At 41.2% G+C, this 15,218-nt stretch carries 14 protein-coding genes; all 14 read left to right on the top strand.

All coding sequences use genetic code 11. The features are described from left to right. Window positions 1-45: 45 nt before the first annotated feature. The 14 genes from ileS (at window position 46) to DBX24_RS06155 (ending at window position 15,214) form a co-directional block, all read left to right on the top strand. Window positions 46-3,453: an isoleucine--tRNA ligase gene (ileS, locus tag DBX24_RS06220; protein ID WP_160224321.1), complete on the top strand. Its 3,408-nt coding sequence runs from the start codon at window positions 46-48 to the stop codon at window positions 3,451-3,453. A 16-nt stretch (window positions 3,454-3,469) separates the two neighbouring features. Further along, window positions 3,470-4,327: a hypothetical protein gene (locus DBX24_RS06215; protein WP_160224320.1), complete on the top strand. Its 858-nt coding sequence runs from the start codon at window positions 3,470-3,472 to the stop codon at window positions 4,325-4,327. Between the two features lie 5 nt (window positions 4,328-4,332). Continuing rightward, window positions 4,333-5,322: a DNA adenine methylase gene (locus DBX24_RS06210; RefSeq protein ID WP_160224319.1), complete on the top strand. Its 990-nt coding sequence runs from the start codon at window positions 4,333-4,335 to the stop codon at window positions 5,320-5,322. Between the two features lie 467 nt (window positions 5,323-5,789). After that, on the top strand, window positions 5,790-6,533 hold the full coding sequence (locus DBX24_RS06205; protein WP_160224318.1) for a DUF6261 family protein: 744 nt from the start codon (window positions 5,790-5,792) through the stop codon (window positions 6,531-6,533). Window positions 6,534-6,544: 11 nt separating this feature from the next. Continuing rightward, window positions 6,545-7,570, top strand: coding sequence for an NAD(P)/FAD-dependent oxidoreductase (locus tag DBX24_RS06200; RefSeq protein ID WP_160224317.1), 1,026 nt, complete (start codon window positions 6,545-6,547; stop codon window positions 7,568-7,570). A 178-nt stretch (window positions 7,571-7,748) separates the two neighbouring features. Beyond that, complete coding sequence (locus DBX24_RS06195) at window positions 7,749-8,381, top strand: peroxiredoxin (protein ID WP_120489481.1); 633 nt, start codon at window positions 7,749-7,751, stop codon at window positions 8,379-8,381. A 23-nt stretch (window positions 8,382-8,404) separates the two neighbouring features. Next, window positions 8,405-8,719, top strand: a complete 315-nt coding sequence (locus tag DBX24_RS06190; RefSeq protein ID WP_120489482.1) for a thioredoxin family protein — start codon at window positions 8,405-8,407, stop codon at window positions 8,717-8,719. Then, window positions 8,700-8,957, top strand: a complete 258-nt coding sequence (locus DBX24_RS06185) for a DUF6952 family protein (RefSeq protein ID WP_120489483.1) — start codon at window positions 8,700-8,702, stop codon at window positions 8,955-8,957. Before DBX24_RS06190 ends, DBX24_RS06185 begins: the two co-directional genes overlap by 20 nt. Window positions 8,958-9,103: 146 nt before the next feature. Beyond that, window positions 9,104-9,799: a phosphoadenylyl-sulfate reductase gene (locus tag DBX24_RS06180; protein WP_120489484.1), complete on the top strand. Its 696-nt coding sequence runs from the start codon at window positions 9,104-9,106 to the stop codon at window positions 9,797-9,799. A 64-nt stretch (window positions 9,800-9,863) separates the two neighbouring features. Beyond that, complete coding sequence (gene cysD / locus DBX24_RS06175; protein ID WP_160224316.1) at window positions 9,864-10,772, top strand: sulfate adenylyltransferase subunit CysD; 909 nt, start codon at window positions 9,864-9,866, stop codon at window positions 10,770-10,772. A gap of 61 nt (window positions 10,773-10,833) precedes the next feature. Next, window positions 10,834-12,078, top strand: a complete 1,245-nt coding sequence (locus DBX24_RS06170) for a sulfate adenylyltransferase subunit 1 (RefSeq protein WP_120489486.1) — start codon at window positions 10,834-10,836, stop codon at window positions 12,076-12,078. Window positions 12,079-12,195: 117 nt separating this feature from the next. Continuing rightward, entirely contained in the window at window positions 12,196-13,542 is a 1,347-nt protein-coding gene (locus DBX24_RS06165; RefSeq protein ID WP_160224315.1) for a sulfite exporter TauE/SafE family protein, read from the top strand. Between the two features lie 61 nt (window positions 13,543-13,603). Continuing rightward, entirely contained in the window at window positions 13,604-14,152 is a 549-nt protein-coding gene (locus DBX24_RS06160; protein WP_160224314.1) for a DUF1599 domain-containing protein, read from the top strand. Between the two features lie 3 nt (window positions 14,153-14,155). Further along, on the top strand, window positions 14,156-15,214 hold the full coding sequence (locus DBX24_RS06155) for a BT_3928 family protein (protein ID WP_160224313.1): 1,059 nt from the start codon (window positions 14,156-14,158) through the stop codon (window positions 15,212-15,214). The last annotated feature ends 4 nt before the right edge of the window (window positions 15,215-15,218 follow it).

Here is a 15,218-nt window from a genome sequence, read left to right as displayed (position 1 = left end):
TCAATGATTTTTATTATATTCGCGCACTTATAATAGAACATTCTTATGGCAAAGTTTAGCGAATATAAAAGCCTTGACCTGATAGATGTTGCAGAAAATGTTGCAGCATACTGGAAAAATAACGATACCTTTAAAAAATCCGTAGAAATACGCGAAGGACACCCAGAATTCGTCTTCTACGAAGGTCCTCCTTCCGCAAATGGACTGCCGGGCATTCACCATGTAATGGCACGAACCATAAAAGATATTTTCTGCCGATTCCAAACACAGAATGGTAAGCAAGTTTTCCGTAAAGCAGGCTGGGACACTCACGGGCTACCCGTAGAACTCGGCGTGGAGAAAGAACTCGGCATCACAAAAGAAGATATCGGTAAAAAAATCTCTGTGGAAGATTACAACCAAGCCTGCCGAAATGCCGTGATGCGCTATACCGACATCTGGAACGACCTTACGGAGAAAATCGGCTACTGGGTAGATCTCGAGAACCCATACATTACCTACAAACCAAAATATATGGAGTCGGTTTGGTGGCTCCTCAAGCAACTCTATCATAAGAATTTACTTTATAAAGGATACACCATACAGCCGTATTCCCCAAAAGCGGGAACGGGGCTCTCTTCCCACGAGCTGAACCAGCCAGGTACTTATAGGGATGTAAGCGATACCACTGTGGTGGCGCAATTTAAAGTGAAGGAATTTTCAAAGGTTTTAGCCGAGAAGCTCTCTTCCATCACTAATGAGCCTGTGCATATCCTCGCTTGGACAACTACCCCTTGGACATTGCCGTCTAATACCGCCCTTACCATAGGTGAAAACATAGACTATGTACTTGTAAAAACCTTCAATCAATATACTTTTGAGCCTGTAAATGTTATTTTAGCTAAGACGCTACTTCCAAAACAGTTCGGGAAGAAATTTGCAGAAGCTAATGATGAAGACTTTGCCCATTATACCTCCGAATCTAAGGTCATTCCATACAAAATTTTAGCAGAATTTAAAGGCACTGATTTGGTGGAAACTACCTACGAACAGCTCGTGCCTTGGTTCCTCCCTGCGGAGAATCCAGAGAAGGCATTTCGTGTAATTGCAGGCGACTTTGTAACCACCGAAGACGGAACTGGGGTGGTGCATACCGCACCAACATTCGGGGCAGACGACGCTCGCGTAGCGAAAGAAGCAGGCGTACCACCGATGCTCGTAAAAGATGAAAACGACAATCTCGTACCTCTTGTGGATCTTCAAGGGCGATTCATCAAGGGAGAAAATGTACCCGAAGTCTTCGCTGGCAAATACATTAAGAATGAATATTATGACGATGGCTCTGCCCCAGAAAAATCTTGGGATGTAGAGCTTGCCATTCTCCTTAAAACCGAAAATAAAGCCTTCAAAGTAGAGAAATATACCCACTCCTACCCTCACTGCTGGCGAACCGATAAGCCCGTATTGTACTATCCGCTGGATTCTTGGTTCGTGAAGATGACTGCTGTGAAAGATAGATTGGTGGAACTGAATAAGGGCATCAACTGGAAGCCAAAAGCTACGGGGGAAGGGCGTTTCGCTAATTGGTTAGAGAATGTAAACGACTGGAACCTCTCCCGCTCAAGGTATTGGGGTATCCCACTCCCAATCTGGCGAAGCGAAGACTTGAAAGAGGAAAAAATCATCGGTTCTGTGGAAGAACTCATTAATGAAATCGAGAAATCCATCTCAGCTGGGCTAATGACAGAAAATCCTTTCAAAGGGTTTGAAATCGGAAATATGTCCGAAGAGAATTATGACCTGATCGACCTCCATAAAAATATCGTAGATAATATCATTTTGGTTTCCGAAACAGGAAAACCGATGAAACGAGAGAGCGACCTTATCGATGTGTGGTTTGATTCTGGTGCTATGCCTTATGCTCAGCTTCATTATCCTTTTGAAAACCGCGAACTCATCGACCAAAACAAAGCCTACCCTGCGGATTTCATCGCGGAGGGAGTGGATCAAACGCGCGGCTGGTTCTACACACTACACGCCATCGGCACTACAGTTTTTGATTCGGTAGCATATAAAAATGTGCTTTCCAATGGATTGGTTTTAGATAAAAACGGACAGAAAATGTCTAAGAGGTTGGGCAATGCCGTAGATCCTTTTGAGACGCTTGCGAAATACGGTCCAGATGCTACGCGCTGGTATATGATTTCCAATGCCAACCCTTGGGAAAACCTGAAATTTGACATCGATGGAATCGACGAGGTACGCCGTAAATTCTTCGGAACGCTGTATAACACTTACTCCTTCTTTGCCCTCTATGCCAATGTAGATGGCTTCAAGTACGAGGAGGCTGATATACCAAATGACAAGCGCCCTGAGATCGACCGCTGGATTTTATCAGAGCTGAATCTCCTCATTAAGGAAGTAAAATCCTTCTACGAAGACTACGAACCTACAAAAGTGGCAAGAGCCATCAATACTTTTGTGAATGACAACCTCTCCAACTGGTATGTAAGGCTTTGCCGCCGCCGTTTCTGGAAAGGAGATTATTCGGAAGACAAGATTTCGGCTTATCAGACCCTCTACACTTGTCTTGATGTAGTGGCAAAACTTTCTGCACCTATCGCTCCATTCTTTATGGACAGATTGTTCCAAGACCTCAATGCCGTAACGGGTAGAGACAAAGCCGAGAGCGTACATTTGTCTGATTTCCCAGTGGCAGACGAAACAAAAATAGACACCGACCTTGTAGAGAAAACGCATCTCGCACAGACCATTACTTCAATGGTATTCTCACTTCGTAAGAAGGAAAACATCAAGGTTCGCCAGCCACTCCAAAAAGTGATGCTCCCCGTCCTCGACAAAAAGACGGAAGAGCAAATCTTGGCAGTCGCAGATTTAATAAAACAAGAGGTAAATGTAAAAGAACTTCAGCTCATCAACGCTGATGAAGCCGCACACCTTATCGTGAAACAGATAAAACCAAACTTCAAAGCCCTCGGCGCAAGGCTCGGCAAGGATATGAAAGCCGTAGCTGGCGAGATACAAGGCTTCTCAAACGAACAAATCGCACAGCTGGAAAGCTCAGGTAAGGCGGTCGTTCAAGGTTATGAAATCACATTAGAAGATGTGGAGATTTCCGCGAAAGATATCCCAGGCTGGACTGTCGCAAGCGAAGGAAAGACCACTATTGCCCTTGACATCACCATCACCGACGAGCTAAAAGGCGAAGGCATTGCCAGAGAGTTTGTCAACCGAGTGCAGAACCTTAGAAAAGACAAAGGCTTCGAGCTTACGGATAGGATTTCCATCAGTTTGGAGATGAAAAATCCATTTATCAAAGAGATTCTGAACAATCAGGCTTATATTTCGGCAGAAGTTCTCGCGGATGAAATCAATGCTATTGAATATTTGACCAACGCTGATGAGATAGAGATTGATGATGTGAGATTCTTAGTAGAAATCGAGAAGAGGTAAAGGGAAAATGAATTATATGAATGATATAAGAGATATAAGAAGGACTATTAACCAAGAAATTGTAAAAAAGATTTTTGGTAATAAGAAAAATGCTATCATATTTCTGTCATATTTCAACTATGATGGAAATATGTGGTCTCGTAAATCATCAAGTGAGGTATATAATGAAATAGTTCGTATCTGGAACTATGATGAAGCAAAAGATAAATTAAGAGAAATATTTAAAAATACTCCTAAATATTTAAGAGGATTAGAAGGAGAAAATAATATTAATATCCTAATTTCTGAGTGGAGAAATCTTGGCTTAGGAAATATTAGTTGGCCTTTTTCACAAGGTCAATTTGATAATTTCGTTCAAAGTCTTAATTCTGAAAATTCTGATAGAAATACAAAAGACGAAAAAGTAAAAGAAGCTGCTGTAAAGTATAGAAGAATTAAAGAGATTAATACCGAAAGAAATGACTTCCTGGAAACATTAATTTTTCAGAAAAATGAAAATATTATCCCAACGATATCTCATAGTAGAGGTGTAGATTTTTTTATTGATGGTATCAGCTATGACCAAAAAGTAGCTAAAAGCCCTACTCAAGAATTTAAAAGAGATTTTAATAATTGGCGAGAAATAGCGATTAATTCTCCTGAAAAAGTTGCTGAATACTTATATAAATATCAAGATGAGGGTAGGTTTGGTGCATCTCCTCGCCTTTTTATAGTTTATTTAGATGAAAATATATCTCCCTTACGAGTTAGAGAACTTATAGACAGAAGTTCTTTGGATACTCCATTACAAATTACCTTTAATTATAACCATCAAAATGGAGGAATAAGAACATATAAAACACAGGCATTTATTATTTTACTATATAATAATTAAACTGAATGAACTACATCGGTTCAAAATATAAACTCTCTTCTTTTATCTATAAGTCTATAAAATCTGTTGTAGGCGAGGATTTATCAGCTAAAACATTTTGTGATTTATTTGCTGGAACAGGTATTATTGGGCGTATATTTAAGACCGAAGTCAAAAAAATCATCAGTAATGATATAGAGTATTATAGCTATGTACTCAACAGAAATTATATAGAAAATCATCTCTCCATTCAATACCAGCATTATATAGATGAACTTAATAATCTAAAAGGTATCGATGGTTTTATATTTAATGAATATTCTGAAGGAGGACACGCTGGAAGAAAATATTTTAAGATAGGTAATGGAAAAAAAATAGATGCTATACGCCAAAAAATAGAAATTTGGAAAGAAAATCAGAACCTTTATTATTTCCTTTTAGCATCCCTTATAGAAAGTGCCGATAAAGTTGCCAATACAGCCTCCGTATATGGCGCCTTTCTTAAACAAATAAAAAAATCTGCTCAAAAAGACCTTGTTTTAGAACCCGCCCTATTTACTCTAAATGATAATCAACACCAGGTTTTTAATGAAGATAGTAATATCCTTATAAAAAGAATACAAGGAGATATTATCTATCTCGACCCACCTTATAATACTAGAGAATACGGAGCTAATTATCATTTACTAAATACTATTGCTAAGTATGATAACTTTGTCCCAAAAGGGAAAACCGGACTTCGAGAATATAAAAAATCTCGATTCTGCAAAAAGAATGAAGTAGCTTTTGCTTTCGAAGAACTCATAAAAAACGCCCAGTTTAAGTATATTTTTTTAAGTTATAATAATGAAGGCTTAATGCCTTTGGCTATTATAAGAGATATAATGGAAAAATATGGGAAATATAATTTCCTCGAAACAGACTATCAAAGATTCAAAGCAGATAAAACAGAAAATAGAAATCATAAAGCCACCTCTACTAAAGAATACCTGCATATATTAGAAAAGAGTATTTAAATAAATTCAAACACCGATGAGATAGAGATTGATGATGTGAGATTCTTAGTAGAAATCGAGAAGAGATAAAGGAAAATAAATCCTTAACTAAGAGAATATAAAAAGAATAGCCCTGCAAATTCGCAGGGTTATCTTGCATAAAGCAAAAAAACATCTTTCCCCTAAACTTTCCTCCCTCATTTCTTTTTATATATAAACTTTATTAATTACATTTGCTCCGTATCAGATAGATACGGAGCAAATGTTTTTTGTTTTTTGGGAAAGTAAATTTACTTCAAGGTAGAAAACCACTCCGTAAGGGAAAAGCAATTTTACTTTATGGTAAAAAACCACTCCACAGATAAGAAGTAAAACTATTTCAGGGTGGAAAAGGGCTCCGCAAGGGTAAAGTAATTTTACTTTAGGGTAGGGAACCGCTCCACAGGATAGGATCAAAATTTTTTAATCAAACAAAAAGTATAAACATTATGAAAACACCAAAACTTCAAAAATTATTACTTACAAAACTACAAAATGCTGAGTTTGCACAGTTCATCACACGCCTGTTAGAAGATGTTTCTAAGGCGAATCTGGACTTAAACCAAGACCTTAATGCAAAAGGGCTTTTGGATACCATAAAATCCCAAAGCGAGACCTACGACAAGGCACTGATGCAAGTCTATGCCAACGACGAGTCCAAAAAAATAGCAGAGCTTGACAAGATAAGGGATGCCGACCTACAATCCTTAAAGGATAGCATTAAACCCTATCGCACCGCCAAAAAGGAAGCCGAGCAGAAGGCTTACCACTCACTGAAAATTTTATTTAACCAGTATAAAAACCTCGCAAAGGAATCCTACGAAGAGGAAACCAAAAAGCTATCCATCCTCATCTCGCAACTTAAATCCGATGATTATAAGAACAGCGTGAAAGAGCTGGGCATTGGTAAATTCGTTACTGAAGTAGAGACCTCTAATGAGGCTTTTGACAAGCTGTTTAGCAAGCGCTCGTCATCAACACTGAAAAAAGAAACCTATAATACGAAGAAGCAGCGCCAGGAGTTGGCAGAAACTTACAGGAAGCTCTCCAGCTACATCGCTGTATTAGCAGAAGTGAGAGACGAGCCGTATTACAAGAGCTTTTTAGCGGTAATTAATAACAGCCGCAAGTACTACGCTGACCTTCTTGCAAAAAAAGGAAAGCCCGGCACAGAGAAAAAAGAAAAAAAATAAGTTAATTTACAATGAAAAAAGTAGAATACATTATTGTAGGAGGTGGTTTTGCAGCATTATTTTTTGCACACAGGCTTATTCAGGAGGGTATTTCTTTTATACTCTTTGCAGAGGAAGGGAAGACGGCTTCCAACATCTCCGCAGGTATGGTAAACCCCGTAGTCTTAAAGAAATTTACCACTTTTGATAATGCCCTTAGCCAAATCTCCGAGTTGAGGAAAGTTTTAGGCGAGATGGAAGCCTACACGGGGCAAGATACGCTTATTGACCAGCCTATACACCGCATCTTCCACGATGAAAAAGAAAAAGAGACCTGGCTGAAGAAATCAGAAGATGAAAATCTATCGGTATTCCTCAACCGCAGTTTTGTAGCAGTGGAGGGTGTAAATAATCCTTTTGGTTGTGGTGTAGTGGAGCAATCCTTTAGGATAGATGTACCTCTTTTCTTCTCTTCGTTTTTTGATTATTTGGAAAGCAAAGGGCAGCTCATCAGAAAGAGGTTTGAGCACTCAAAAATCAATACAGAAACTAATCAGTATGGAGATATCAACTTCTCAAAGATTGTTTTTGCTGAGGGTATAGGCGTTAGGAACAATCCTTTCTTCCGAGAGATTCCTATTATTGTAAATAAAGGTCATCATCTCAGCATTAAAATCAATGGATTTAATCAGGAAAAGACTTTTAAAAAGAAGCACTTCCTCCTCCCGCTTAGCGATGGCGAATATTATTATGGCGGCACTTACGACAGAGAAAATGAAACTGAACAGATTGATGCCAATGCCGTAGAACAATTGGAAAGCGGACTGAAAGAAATCGTGGGGGATGATTATGAGATTGTAAGGGTGGAATATGCCTTCCGACCGACGACAAGAGACAGAAAACCAATACTCGGTCAGCATAAAGAACATAAAAACTTCTATGTATTTAATGGCTTAGGTGCTCGAGGATTGCTCAACGGAGTGCATTACTCGCAGGCACTCTTTAATCATATAGAAAAAGGAGAACCGATACCAGAAGAAGCGAAATCAGGCAGATAAAGCCTGATTTTTTTTATATAAACTTCAATCTTTCCTAATGCCAATCGCTATTCTCAGACTTCATACTTAAAGGAAATATTTCATATAGATTTTATGTATTAAGATTGCTTTTGACGATAGCCGTATTGAAGTACTTTTGCCCCGTAAAATTTAAAATCAACGAAAAACTATATCAATTATGTCATTAGTAGGAAGACAGTTCCCAAACATCACAGTAGATGCAATGTCTGAAATGGGAGACAATCTTAGAATTAATATCTTGGATGAGGCAGTAAAAAACCAACAAAAAGTACTTTTGTTCTGGTATCCTAAGGATTTCACTTTCGTATGTCCTACGGAATTACACGCTTTCCAGGAAGCATTAGCAGAGTTTGAAAAGAGAAATACCAAAGTAATCGGTGCTTCTTGCGACACCAATGAAGTACACTTCGCTTGGCTCAATACCCCAAAAGCTCAGGGCGGAATAGAAGGCGTAACCTATCCTATCCTTGCAGACACGCATAGGCAGCTTGCAAATGCTCTTGGGATTGTAGATCAGGACTTCGATTATGATGAAGAAGGCAACGAGCTCCTTTCCGGCTCTAATGTTACTTACCGCGCTACTTACCTCGTAGATGAAACAGGAAAAATCTTCCACGAAGCGGTAAATGATATGCCTCTCGGAAGAAATGTAAAAGAGTTTTTAAGACTTATAGATGCCTATACTCACACTCAGAAGCACGGCGAAGTATGCCCTGCAAACTGGGAAGAGGGTAAAGACGCTATGAGCGCTGATAGAAACGCTACCGCAGAATATTTAGCAACACACTAATCTCATTTAAATCTCATTATTTTATGTTCATTGAATTAACAGAAGACAATCTCCAGCAGATCGTAGCTCAAAACGATAAAGTAGTCGTACAATACGGTGCTTCCTGGTGTGGAAACTGCCGAATTATGAAGCCGAAGTTTAAAAAACTCGCTTCCGAAAATGAAGCTATTCCCTTTTATTATGTAGATGCCGAGCAGTTCGTAGAAAGTCGCAAACTGGCGAATGTAAATAACTTGCCCACATTTGCTACATTCGTGGGAGGTAAGCTCGTAGGAGAGCTCCAAACGAATAAAGCCGAAAACCTAACAGAATTAGTCAATGAAATTACCCGTAATTAAGCACCTCACTCAGTTTATTGAGGAGAATGACGAGGACTACATCATAGAAACCTTAGAGGTATTAGAAAACCTAACCGAAGCCCCAGCTCTAAAAGATGAAGAGCTTGATGTAATAGGCGAGCTTATATCTAATATGTACGGTGCTATGGAGGTTCATAAGATGACTAAGAAAGGAATGGACAAGAAAGAAGCCCTCAACTCTTTTATGAAGAGAGTAATGGGAAGTATCGATAAATAATTTAATTTTTTATAGTTTCATACGCTGGTGCTGCTACTTGATTTTTCAGGTAGCAGTGCTTTTTATGATTTCAAAGCTATAGGTGGTTTTAGCGGAATCAATTCATTTTTTTTTCGCAAATTTGCCCACATTTAGTACAAAAACCTGTGCAGATAACAAAAGACGATATACAGCATCTGGAAGAACTCCCCCTCGTGGAAGCACTGCGATACATCGCTGCTAAAACCACTGGAAAGGTCGTTTTCTCCACATCTCTCGGGCAGGAGGATCAGATCATCACAGATGCTATCTTCAAAAACGATATCCCTATAGAAGTTTTCACCCTTGATACAGGGAGACTCTTCAATGAGCATTACGAGCTTCTCGCGATGAACAATGCCAAATACAAAGGCAAAATAAAAGTCTTCTTCCCAGACCCTGAGGATGTAGAACGCTTCGTGAATGAAAAAGGCATTAATGCTTTCTATCATTCCGTAGAGAACAGGAAAGAATGCTGCTTTATCCGAAAGGTAAAGCCCCTCAACCGCGCCCTCAAAGGTGCCGAAGTCTGGGTTACAGGGCTCCGCGCAGAGCAAAGCGAGAACCGCGAAAATCTACCGATAATAGAGTGGGATGAGGAGAGAACCCTCTATAAATTCAATCCACTCATCCGTTGGACTTATCAAGAGGTCCTCAGCTATATCGCCGAACACAAAATACAAGACCTCCCCCTCCACCGTAAGGGTTACATCAGCGTAGGCTGCCAGCCCTGCACTCGCCCCATAATGGAAGGCGAAAACCCCAGAGCAGGCCGCTGGTGGTGGGAAGAGTCTAAGAAAGAATGCGGGCTTCATACCCATTAATCAAAAGAACAAAACAAGAGAACAAACGGCAGAATTTCACCACACCTGCCTATAGAATAAAATTATGGAAAAGCATCAATTCAACCATTTAAAACAGCTGGAAGCAGAGAGCATCTATATAATGCGCGAAGTCGCTGCGCAGTTCGAGCGCCCAGCCCTCCTCTTCAGCGGCGGGAAGGACTCTATCACCCTCGTACATCTCGCGATGAAAGCCTTCGCACCGATGAAGATTCCCTTCCCACTCGTCCATATCGATACGGGGCACAACTTCCCCGAAGCACTCAAATTCCGCGATGAATTAGCAAAAAACATCGGTGCCGAGCTCATCATCCGAAATGTGGAAGACACCATAAAAGCCAAAGGGCTCACCGAACCTAAAGGTAAATTTGCCTCGAGAAACTGGCTCCAAATCCACACCCTCCTTGATACCATCGAAGAATTCGGCTTTGATGCCTGCATCGGTGGTGCGAGGAGAGACGAAGAAAAAGCCCGAGCAAAAGAGCGATTCTTCTCGGTGAGAGATGAATTCGGTCAGTGGGACCCGAAACTCCAGCGCCCAGAGCTCTGGAATATCTACAATGGGAGAATCCACAAAGGCGAGAATGTCCGCGTATTTCCGATAAGTAATTGGACGGAGCTCGATGTATGGAGCTACATCAAAGCCGAGCGCATCTCGCTGCCTTCGATATACTTCGCCCACGAAAGGGAAGTAATCGAGCACGAAAACCGTCTCATAGCGGTTTCAGAACACATACAAATAGACGAGGGCGACCGCATCCTCCGCAAGCAGGTGCGCTACCGAACCGTTGGCGATATGACCTGCACCGCTGCCGTAGAAAGCTCCGCCAAAACCCTCGACGAAGTAGTGGCAGAAATCTCCGCATCGCGAATCTCCGAGCGGGGAGAAACGAGGATAGATGATAAAGTAACCGAAGCTGCAATGGAAGACCGTAAGAAAGGCGGATACTTCTAAACTCTCCTACAGAAAGAGATTTTAATGACAGACAGGATTAAAAATTTGAATCAATAAAGAAATGGATATACTTAGATTTATCACCGCAGGAAGCGTGGACGATGGGAAAAGTACCCTGATCGGTAGGCTTTTGTACGATAGCAAGAGCATCTTGGCAGACCAGCTCGAGGCACTCGAACAGCAGTCTAAAAACAAAAATGCAGAGGGAATAGACCTCGCGATCTTGACCGACGGGCTGCGCGCCGAGCGCGAGCAGGGGATTACGATAGACATCGCGTACCGATACTTCGCTACACCGAAACGAAAATTCATCATCGCCGATGCCCCTGGGCACATCCAATACACCCGAAATATGATTACGGGCGCATCAAACTCGGAGCTCATCATCATCCTCGTTGATGCCAGAAATGGCGTTACCGAGCAAACCCGCAGACATTCCATCATAGCCTCGCTTCTCAATATCAAAAATGTTGTGGTAGCAGTGAATAAAATGGATCTGGTGAATTACGATGAAGATATCTTTACAAAAATCAAAACCGATTATCAGGAAATCGCTCATCGTTTGGGACTTCAGCAAGTGAGCTTCTTCCCGATTTCGGCATTCGTGGGCGATAATATCGTGAATACCTCTGAGGCGATGCCTTGGTATAAGGGAGAATCCTTGCTGCACTACCTTGAAACGGTGGAAATCAGCCATAGGGAATACGAGCAGTCGAGGTTTCAAGTTCAATATGTGATTAGACCACAAACCGAAGAATTGCACGATTACAGAGGTTATGCGGGGCAAATCATTTCAGGGACTTATGCGAAGGGAGACGAGGTGATCATCTATCCGCAGGAGCAGAAGACGCGCATCAGCAAGATAGAATCTGCGGGCGAGGAGGTTGAGCAAGCCTTTGCTCATCAGCCTGTGGTGCTTCACATCGAGGATGATATTGATATCTCTCGCGGAGATTTCTTCATTAAAGCCGATGAAACCCAGCCTCTCATCAATAATGATGTAGAAGCATTGGTTTGTTGGCTCGATAAACGCGAGCTTTCGGAAGGCAGTAAGTGCCTCCTCCAGCACCGAAGCAGAATCCTGAAAACCATAGTGAAAGAAATAGAATACAAGATAGATGTAAATACCCTAGAGCAAGTACCTGCCGACGGAACCCTCAAGCTGAACGAGATTGCTAAAATAAGGCTCCGCACCGCCTCGCCCGTTATCTACGATGATTTTAAAGAAAATGAAACGATGGGCAGTGCCATCCTCATCGATGAAACCAGCAATGCAACCGTAGGTGCACTGATGATGATGAGGTAGAAACCAACAAAGAGAGGGCAAAAAGCCTTCTCTTTTTTTAGGCAAAAGCTCGGTGCGAAGAATGAAAAAGATTTTCTACATTTGCGCACCCAATACAGGGGAAGCTAAAACATCATAATGCCACATTCTCAGAGGAAACACATCCGTTTGTCATTAAAATCCGAATACCTTAGGGTGCTCATCATTGGGGAGCCAGAGCTTATTATGGACGAGCTACCCCTCCTCTACGATAAAGACTTGGAAGACCTGCAAATCTTTGCCCCAGAAGAGACGGAGAGCCTTAGGAACTTCGCAGAAGAAATGCCCAATACCACCCTGCACACCGGCATACCTAACGATAGCGACTTTGAGAAAGCGCACATTGCGTACATCCTAACGAAAGATGAGACTGAGAAAATCAACCTGATACACTTAGCAAAAAAGCATAAGATTATCATTATAGACGAACTTGCCCCTTCATCAAAACATAAGAACACAAAGGAAAAACTCATCCTTAATAAAGTACAAAGCACCATACCCGGCACCAGAAATTACCAGAACCCTTACGAGGTTTTGGAATATATGACCACCTATACCAAAATGGCGAAAATTCGTGCTACAATGTACCTTTCGCTTATCGGGATAATGGTTTTTGCAGGATTGTTCTTCCTCACCATCTACGAATTTGAGCTCTATCCAGAGGTGAAGGACTTTCTGGGCAGAGATCACAGCATATTCTATTGGATGCTTCTCGTGGGCTTCCTTGCGGAAATGGTCGCAGGTTCTATGGGAATGGGCTATGGGACTATTTGTACCGCGATATTGCTCTTCCTCGGGCAGAGCCCAGCGGTTGCCAGTGCCAGCATACACTCTGCACAGACCTTTACTACATTTGCAGGCGTAGCGAGCCATTACAAGCTGAGAAATATCAATATGAAATTGGTAAAAGCCCTTGCTCCTTACGCCATCTTAGGCGCTCTGATGGGCTCATTCTCCCTTTACTTTATCGATAAAGAATACGGAAAAATAATGAAACCTCTGCTGGCTGGCTACACGATGTTTATCGGGGTTAATATCTTCATCCGTACCCTTATGAACCAGCGAAAGAGGCAGAATATCAACCGCAAGAGGAGTAATTTGCCAGTGCTTGGGCTCGTAGGGGGATTTCTTGACTCATTTGCAGGCGGAGGCTGGGGGCCATTGGTTACAGGCTCGCTGATAAAAGATGGTAGAACCCCAAGATATGTAGTGGGGAGCTCCATATTCCTGAAATTCCTGCTCACGACCACCAGTGCCATTACCTTTATCTTTACACTGGGAACCCAGCATTGGAATATCATTCTCGGGCTATTGCTCGGTGGGGTTATTACGGCGCCTTTCTCAGCAATGCTTACCACTCGCCTCCCGATAAAAAAGATGACCCTCGCGATTAGTATCCTCGTTATTATAATGAGTGCAATTACTTTGTATAAAGCGCTATTTTAAATCTCCACCTATAAATCTGAATGCTTTAAAATGCCTATCTTTGGGGGCGTAAAGATTGATTATGCAGAAAACTTCTGAACAGTTTAAGAAAATCATAGCCGAGTGCCGTGATTTATTTTCAAAGAAAATGAAAGACTATGGAGTCGCCTGGCGCGTGCTGAGACCGAGCTCTATTACGGATCAGATTTACATAAAAGTGAACCGAATACGCACCCTGCAAATGTCTGCCAAAAGAATGATAGATGAGAGCGAAGAAGGAGAGTTTATCGCGATTGTTAATTACGCGATTATCGGGCTTATACAGATGGAAAAAGGGCTGACCGATAATCTGAATGAAAGCCCTGAGGAAATCCTAAACCTGTATGACAAATACGCAAGCGAAGCACAACTGCTGATGGAAAAGAAAAACCACGACTATGGAGAAGCGTGGCGGGAGATGCGGGTGTCTTCCATCACCGATTTAATCTACCAAAAAGTTCTTAGGACGAAACAAATTGAGGACAATAACGGGGCAACCCTCGTCTCCGAAGGTCTGGATGCCAACTATTTTGATATGCTGAACTACGCGGTATTCTGCCTTATAAAATCAAGCGAAGAATCTAAAAAATAAGATATGAAAGACGCATTAAGAATCATCGTTGGAGTGATTTTCATTATCTCGGGATTTGTGAAAACCATTGATGCGAGAGGGTTTTCATTCAAATTGGAGGAGTATTTCTCACCATCGGTCTTTAACCTCTCGTTGCTGGAAACCTATGCACTGCCTTTGGCAATATTCGTTGCCATCTTTGAGATTCTCTTAGGGCTGGCATTGGTGATAAAACTTTGTTTAAAGAAATCATTAGCACTGCTCATCGCACTCTGCGTATTCTTTGCTTTTCTCACTTTCTATTCAGCCTATTTTGATAAGGTAACCGACTGTGGATGCTTTGGTGATGCTATTAAATTCACCCCTTGGCAGAGCTTCTGGAAGGATATTATCCTGCTTGTCGGGCTGCTGATTTTATGGATTGGATACAGAAAAGAAAAGGAACAAAAGAACAAACTCGCACTTGCCTTCTTTTTTATTGGGCTTTTGGGGACTATCGTTATAACCTCAGCTGGGATTTATGGTGAGCCTTTAATTGATTTTAGAGATTATAAAATCGGTACCGACCTGAATGCTGAAAGAAAAAAAATAGAGAAAAACCCTGCCGAATACAAAACCTATTATACCCTGAAAAATACCAAAACAGGCGAGGAAAAAGAAGCAAACCAAGACGATTATGTGAATAAACAAGAATACTGGGAAGAAGGCACACCTTGGGAAATTATTGAAGATAAAACCATTTCCAAGCTCGTGAAAGAGGGATATAAATCTGAGATTTCTAAGTTTAAACTCAGCGATAAAGATGAGAATGATGCCACAGAGGAAATCCTAAACAAGGAAAAAGTGATCTTGATTTTTAGCTATAACCCTAAGGAAATAAAAGATTACTCTGCAAAAATCAGCGAACTGAAAAAGAAAAACTCAGAAATCTATGGTGTATCTCCAGAAGGGGATACTTTTAAAGGGCTTACGAATTTCAGTATGGACGGTACAGCTATCAAGACGATTGCCCGCTCCAATCCTTTTGTTCTTGTATTAGAAAAAGGAAAAATAGTAGATAAACAACCTCTGAAAAACTATTAATATA

Origin of the sequence: Bergeyella cardium, assembly GCF_009914665.1 — a bacterium.
Classification (GTDB): Bacteria; Bacteroidota; Bacteroidia; order Flavobacteriales; family Weeksellaceae; genus Bergeyella_A; species Bergeyella_A cardium.
This window is presented reverse-complemented; position numbering and strand designations above follow the sequence as displayed.

What these genes read in the sequence shown, in the direction of transcription:
- ileS (WP_160224321.1), top strand. Translation starts at nt 46, where the DNA reads ATGGCAAAGTTTAGCGAATATAAAAGCCTTGACCTGATAGATGTTGCA.
- DBX24_RS06215 (WP_160224320.1), top strand. Translation starts at nt 3,470, where the DNA reads ATGAATGATATAAGAGATATAAGAAGGACTATTAACCAAGAAATTGTA.
- DBX24_RS06210 (WP_160224319.1), top strand. Translation starts at nt 4,333, where the DNA reads ATGAACTACATCGGTTCAAAATATAAACTCTCTTCTTTTATCTATAAG.
- DBX24_RS06205 (WP_160224318.1), top strand. Translation starts at nt 5,790, where the DNA reads ATGAAAACACCAAAACTTCAAAAATTATTACTTACAAAACTACAAAAT.
- DBX24_RS06200 (WP_160224317.1), top strand. Translation starts at nt 6,545, where the DNA reads ATGAAAAAAGTAGAATACATTATTGTAGGAGGTGGTTTTGCAGCATTA.
- DBX24_RS06195 (WP_120489481.1), top strand. Translation starts at nt 7,749, where the DNA reads ATGTCATTAGTAGGAAGACAGTTCCCAAACATCACAGTAGATGCAATG.
- DBX24_RS06190 (WP_120489482.1), top strand. Translation starts at nt 8,405, where the DNA reads ATGTTCATTGAATTAACAGAAGACAATCTCCAGCAGATCGTAGCTCAA.
- DBX24_RS06185 (WP_120489483.1), top strand. Translation starts at nt 8,700, where the DNA reads ATGAAATTACCCGTAATTAAGCACCTCACTCAGTTTATTGAGGAGAAT.
- cysD (WP_160224316.1), top strand. Translation starts at nt 9,864, where the DNA reads ATGGAAAAGCATCAATTCAACCATTTAAAACAGCTGGAAGCAGAGAGC.
- DBX24_RS06170 (WP_120489486.1), top strand. Translation starts at nt 10,834, where the DNA reads ATGGATATACTTAGATTTATCACCGCAGGAAGCGTGGACGATGGGAAA.
- DBX24_RS06165 (WP_160224315.1), top strand. Translation starts at nt 12,196, where the DNA reads ATGCCACATTCTCAGAGGAAACACATCCGTTTGTCATTAAAATCCGAA.
- DBX24_RS06160 (WP_160224314.1), top strand. Translation starts at nt 13,604, where the DNA reads ATGCAGAAAACTTCTGAACAGTTTAAGAAAATCATAGCCGAGTGCCGT.
- DBX24_RS06155 (WP_160224313.1), top strand. Translation starts at nt 14,156, where the DNA reads ATGAAAGACGCATTAAGAATCATCGTTGGAGTGATTTTCATTATCTCG.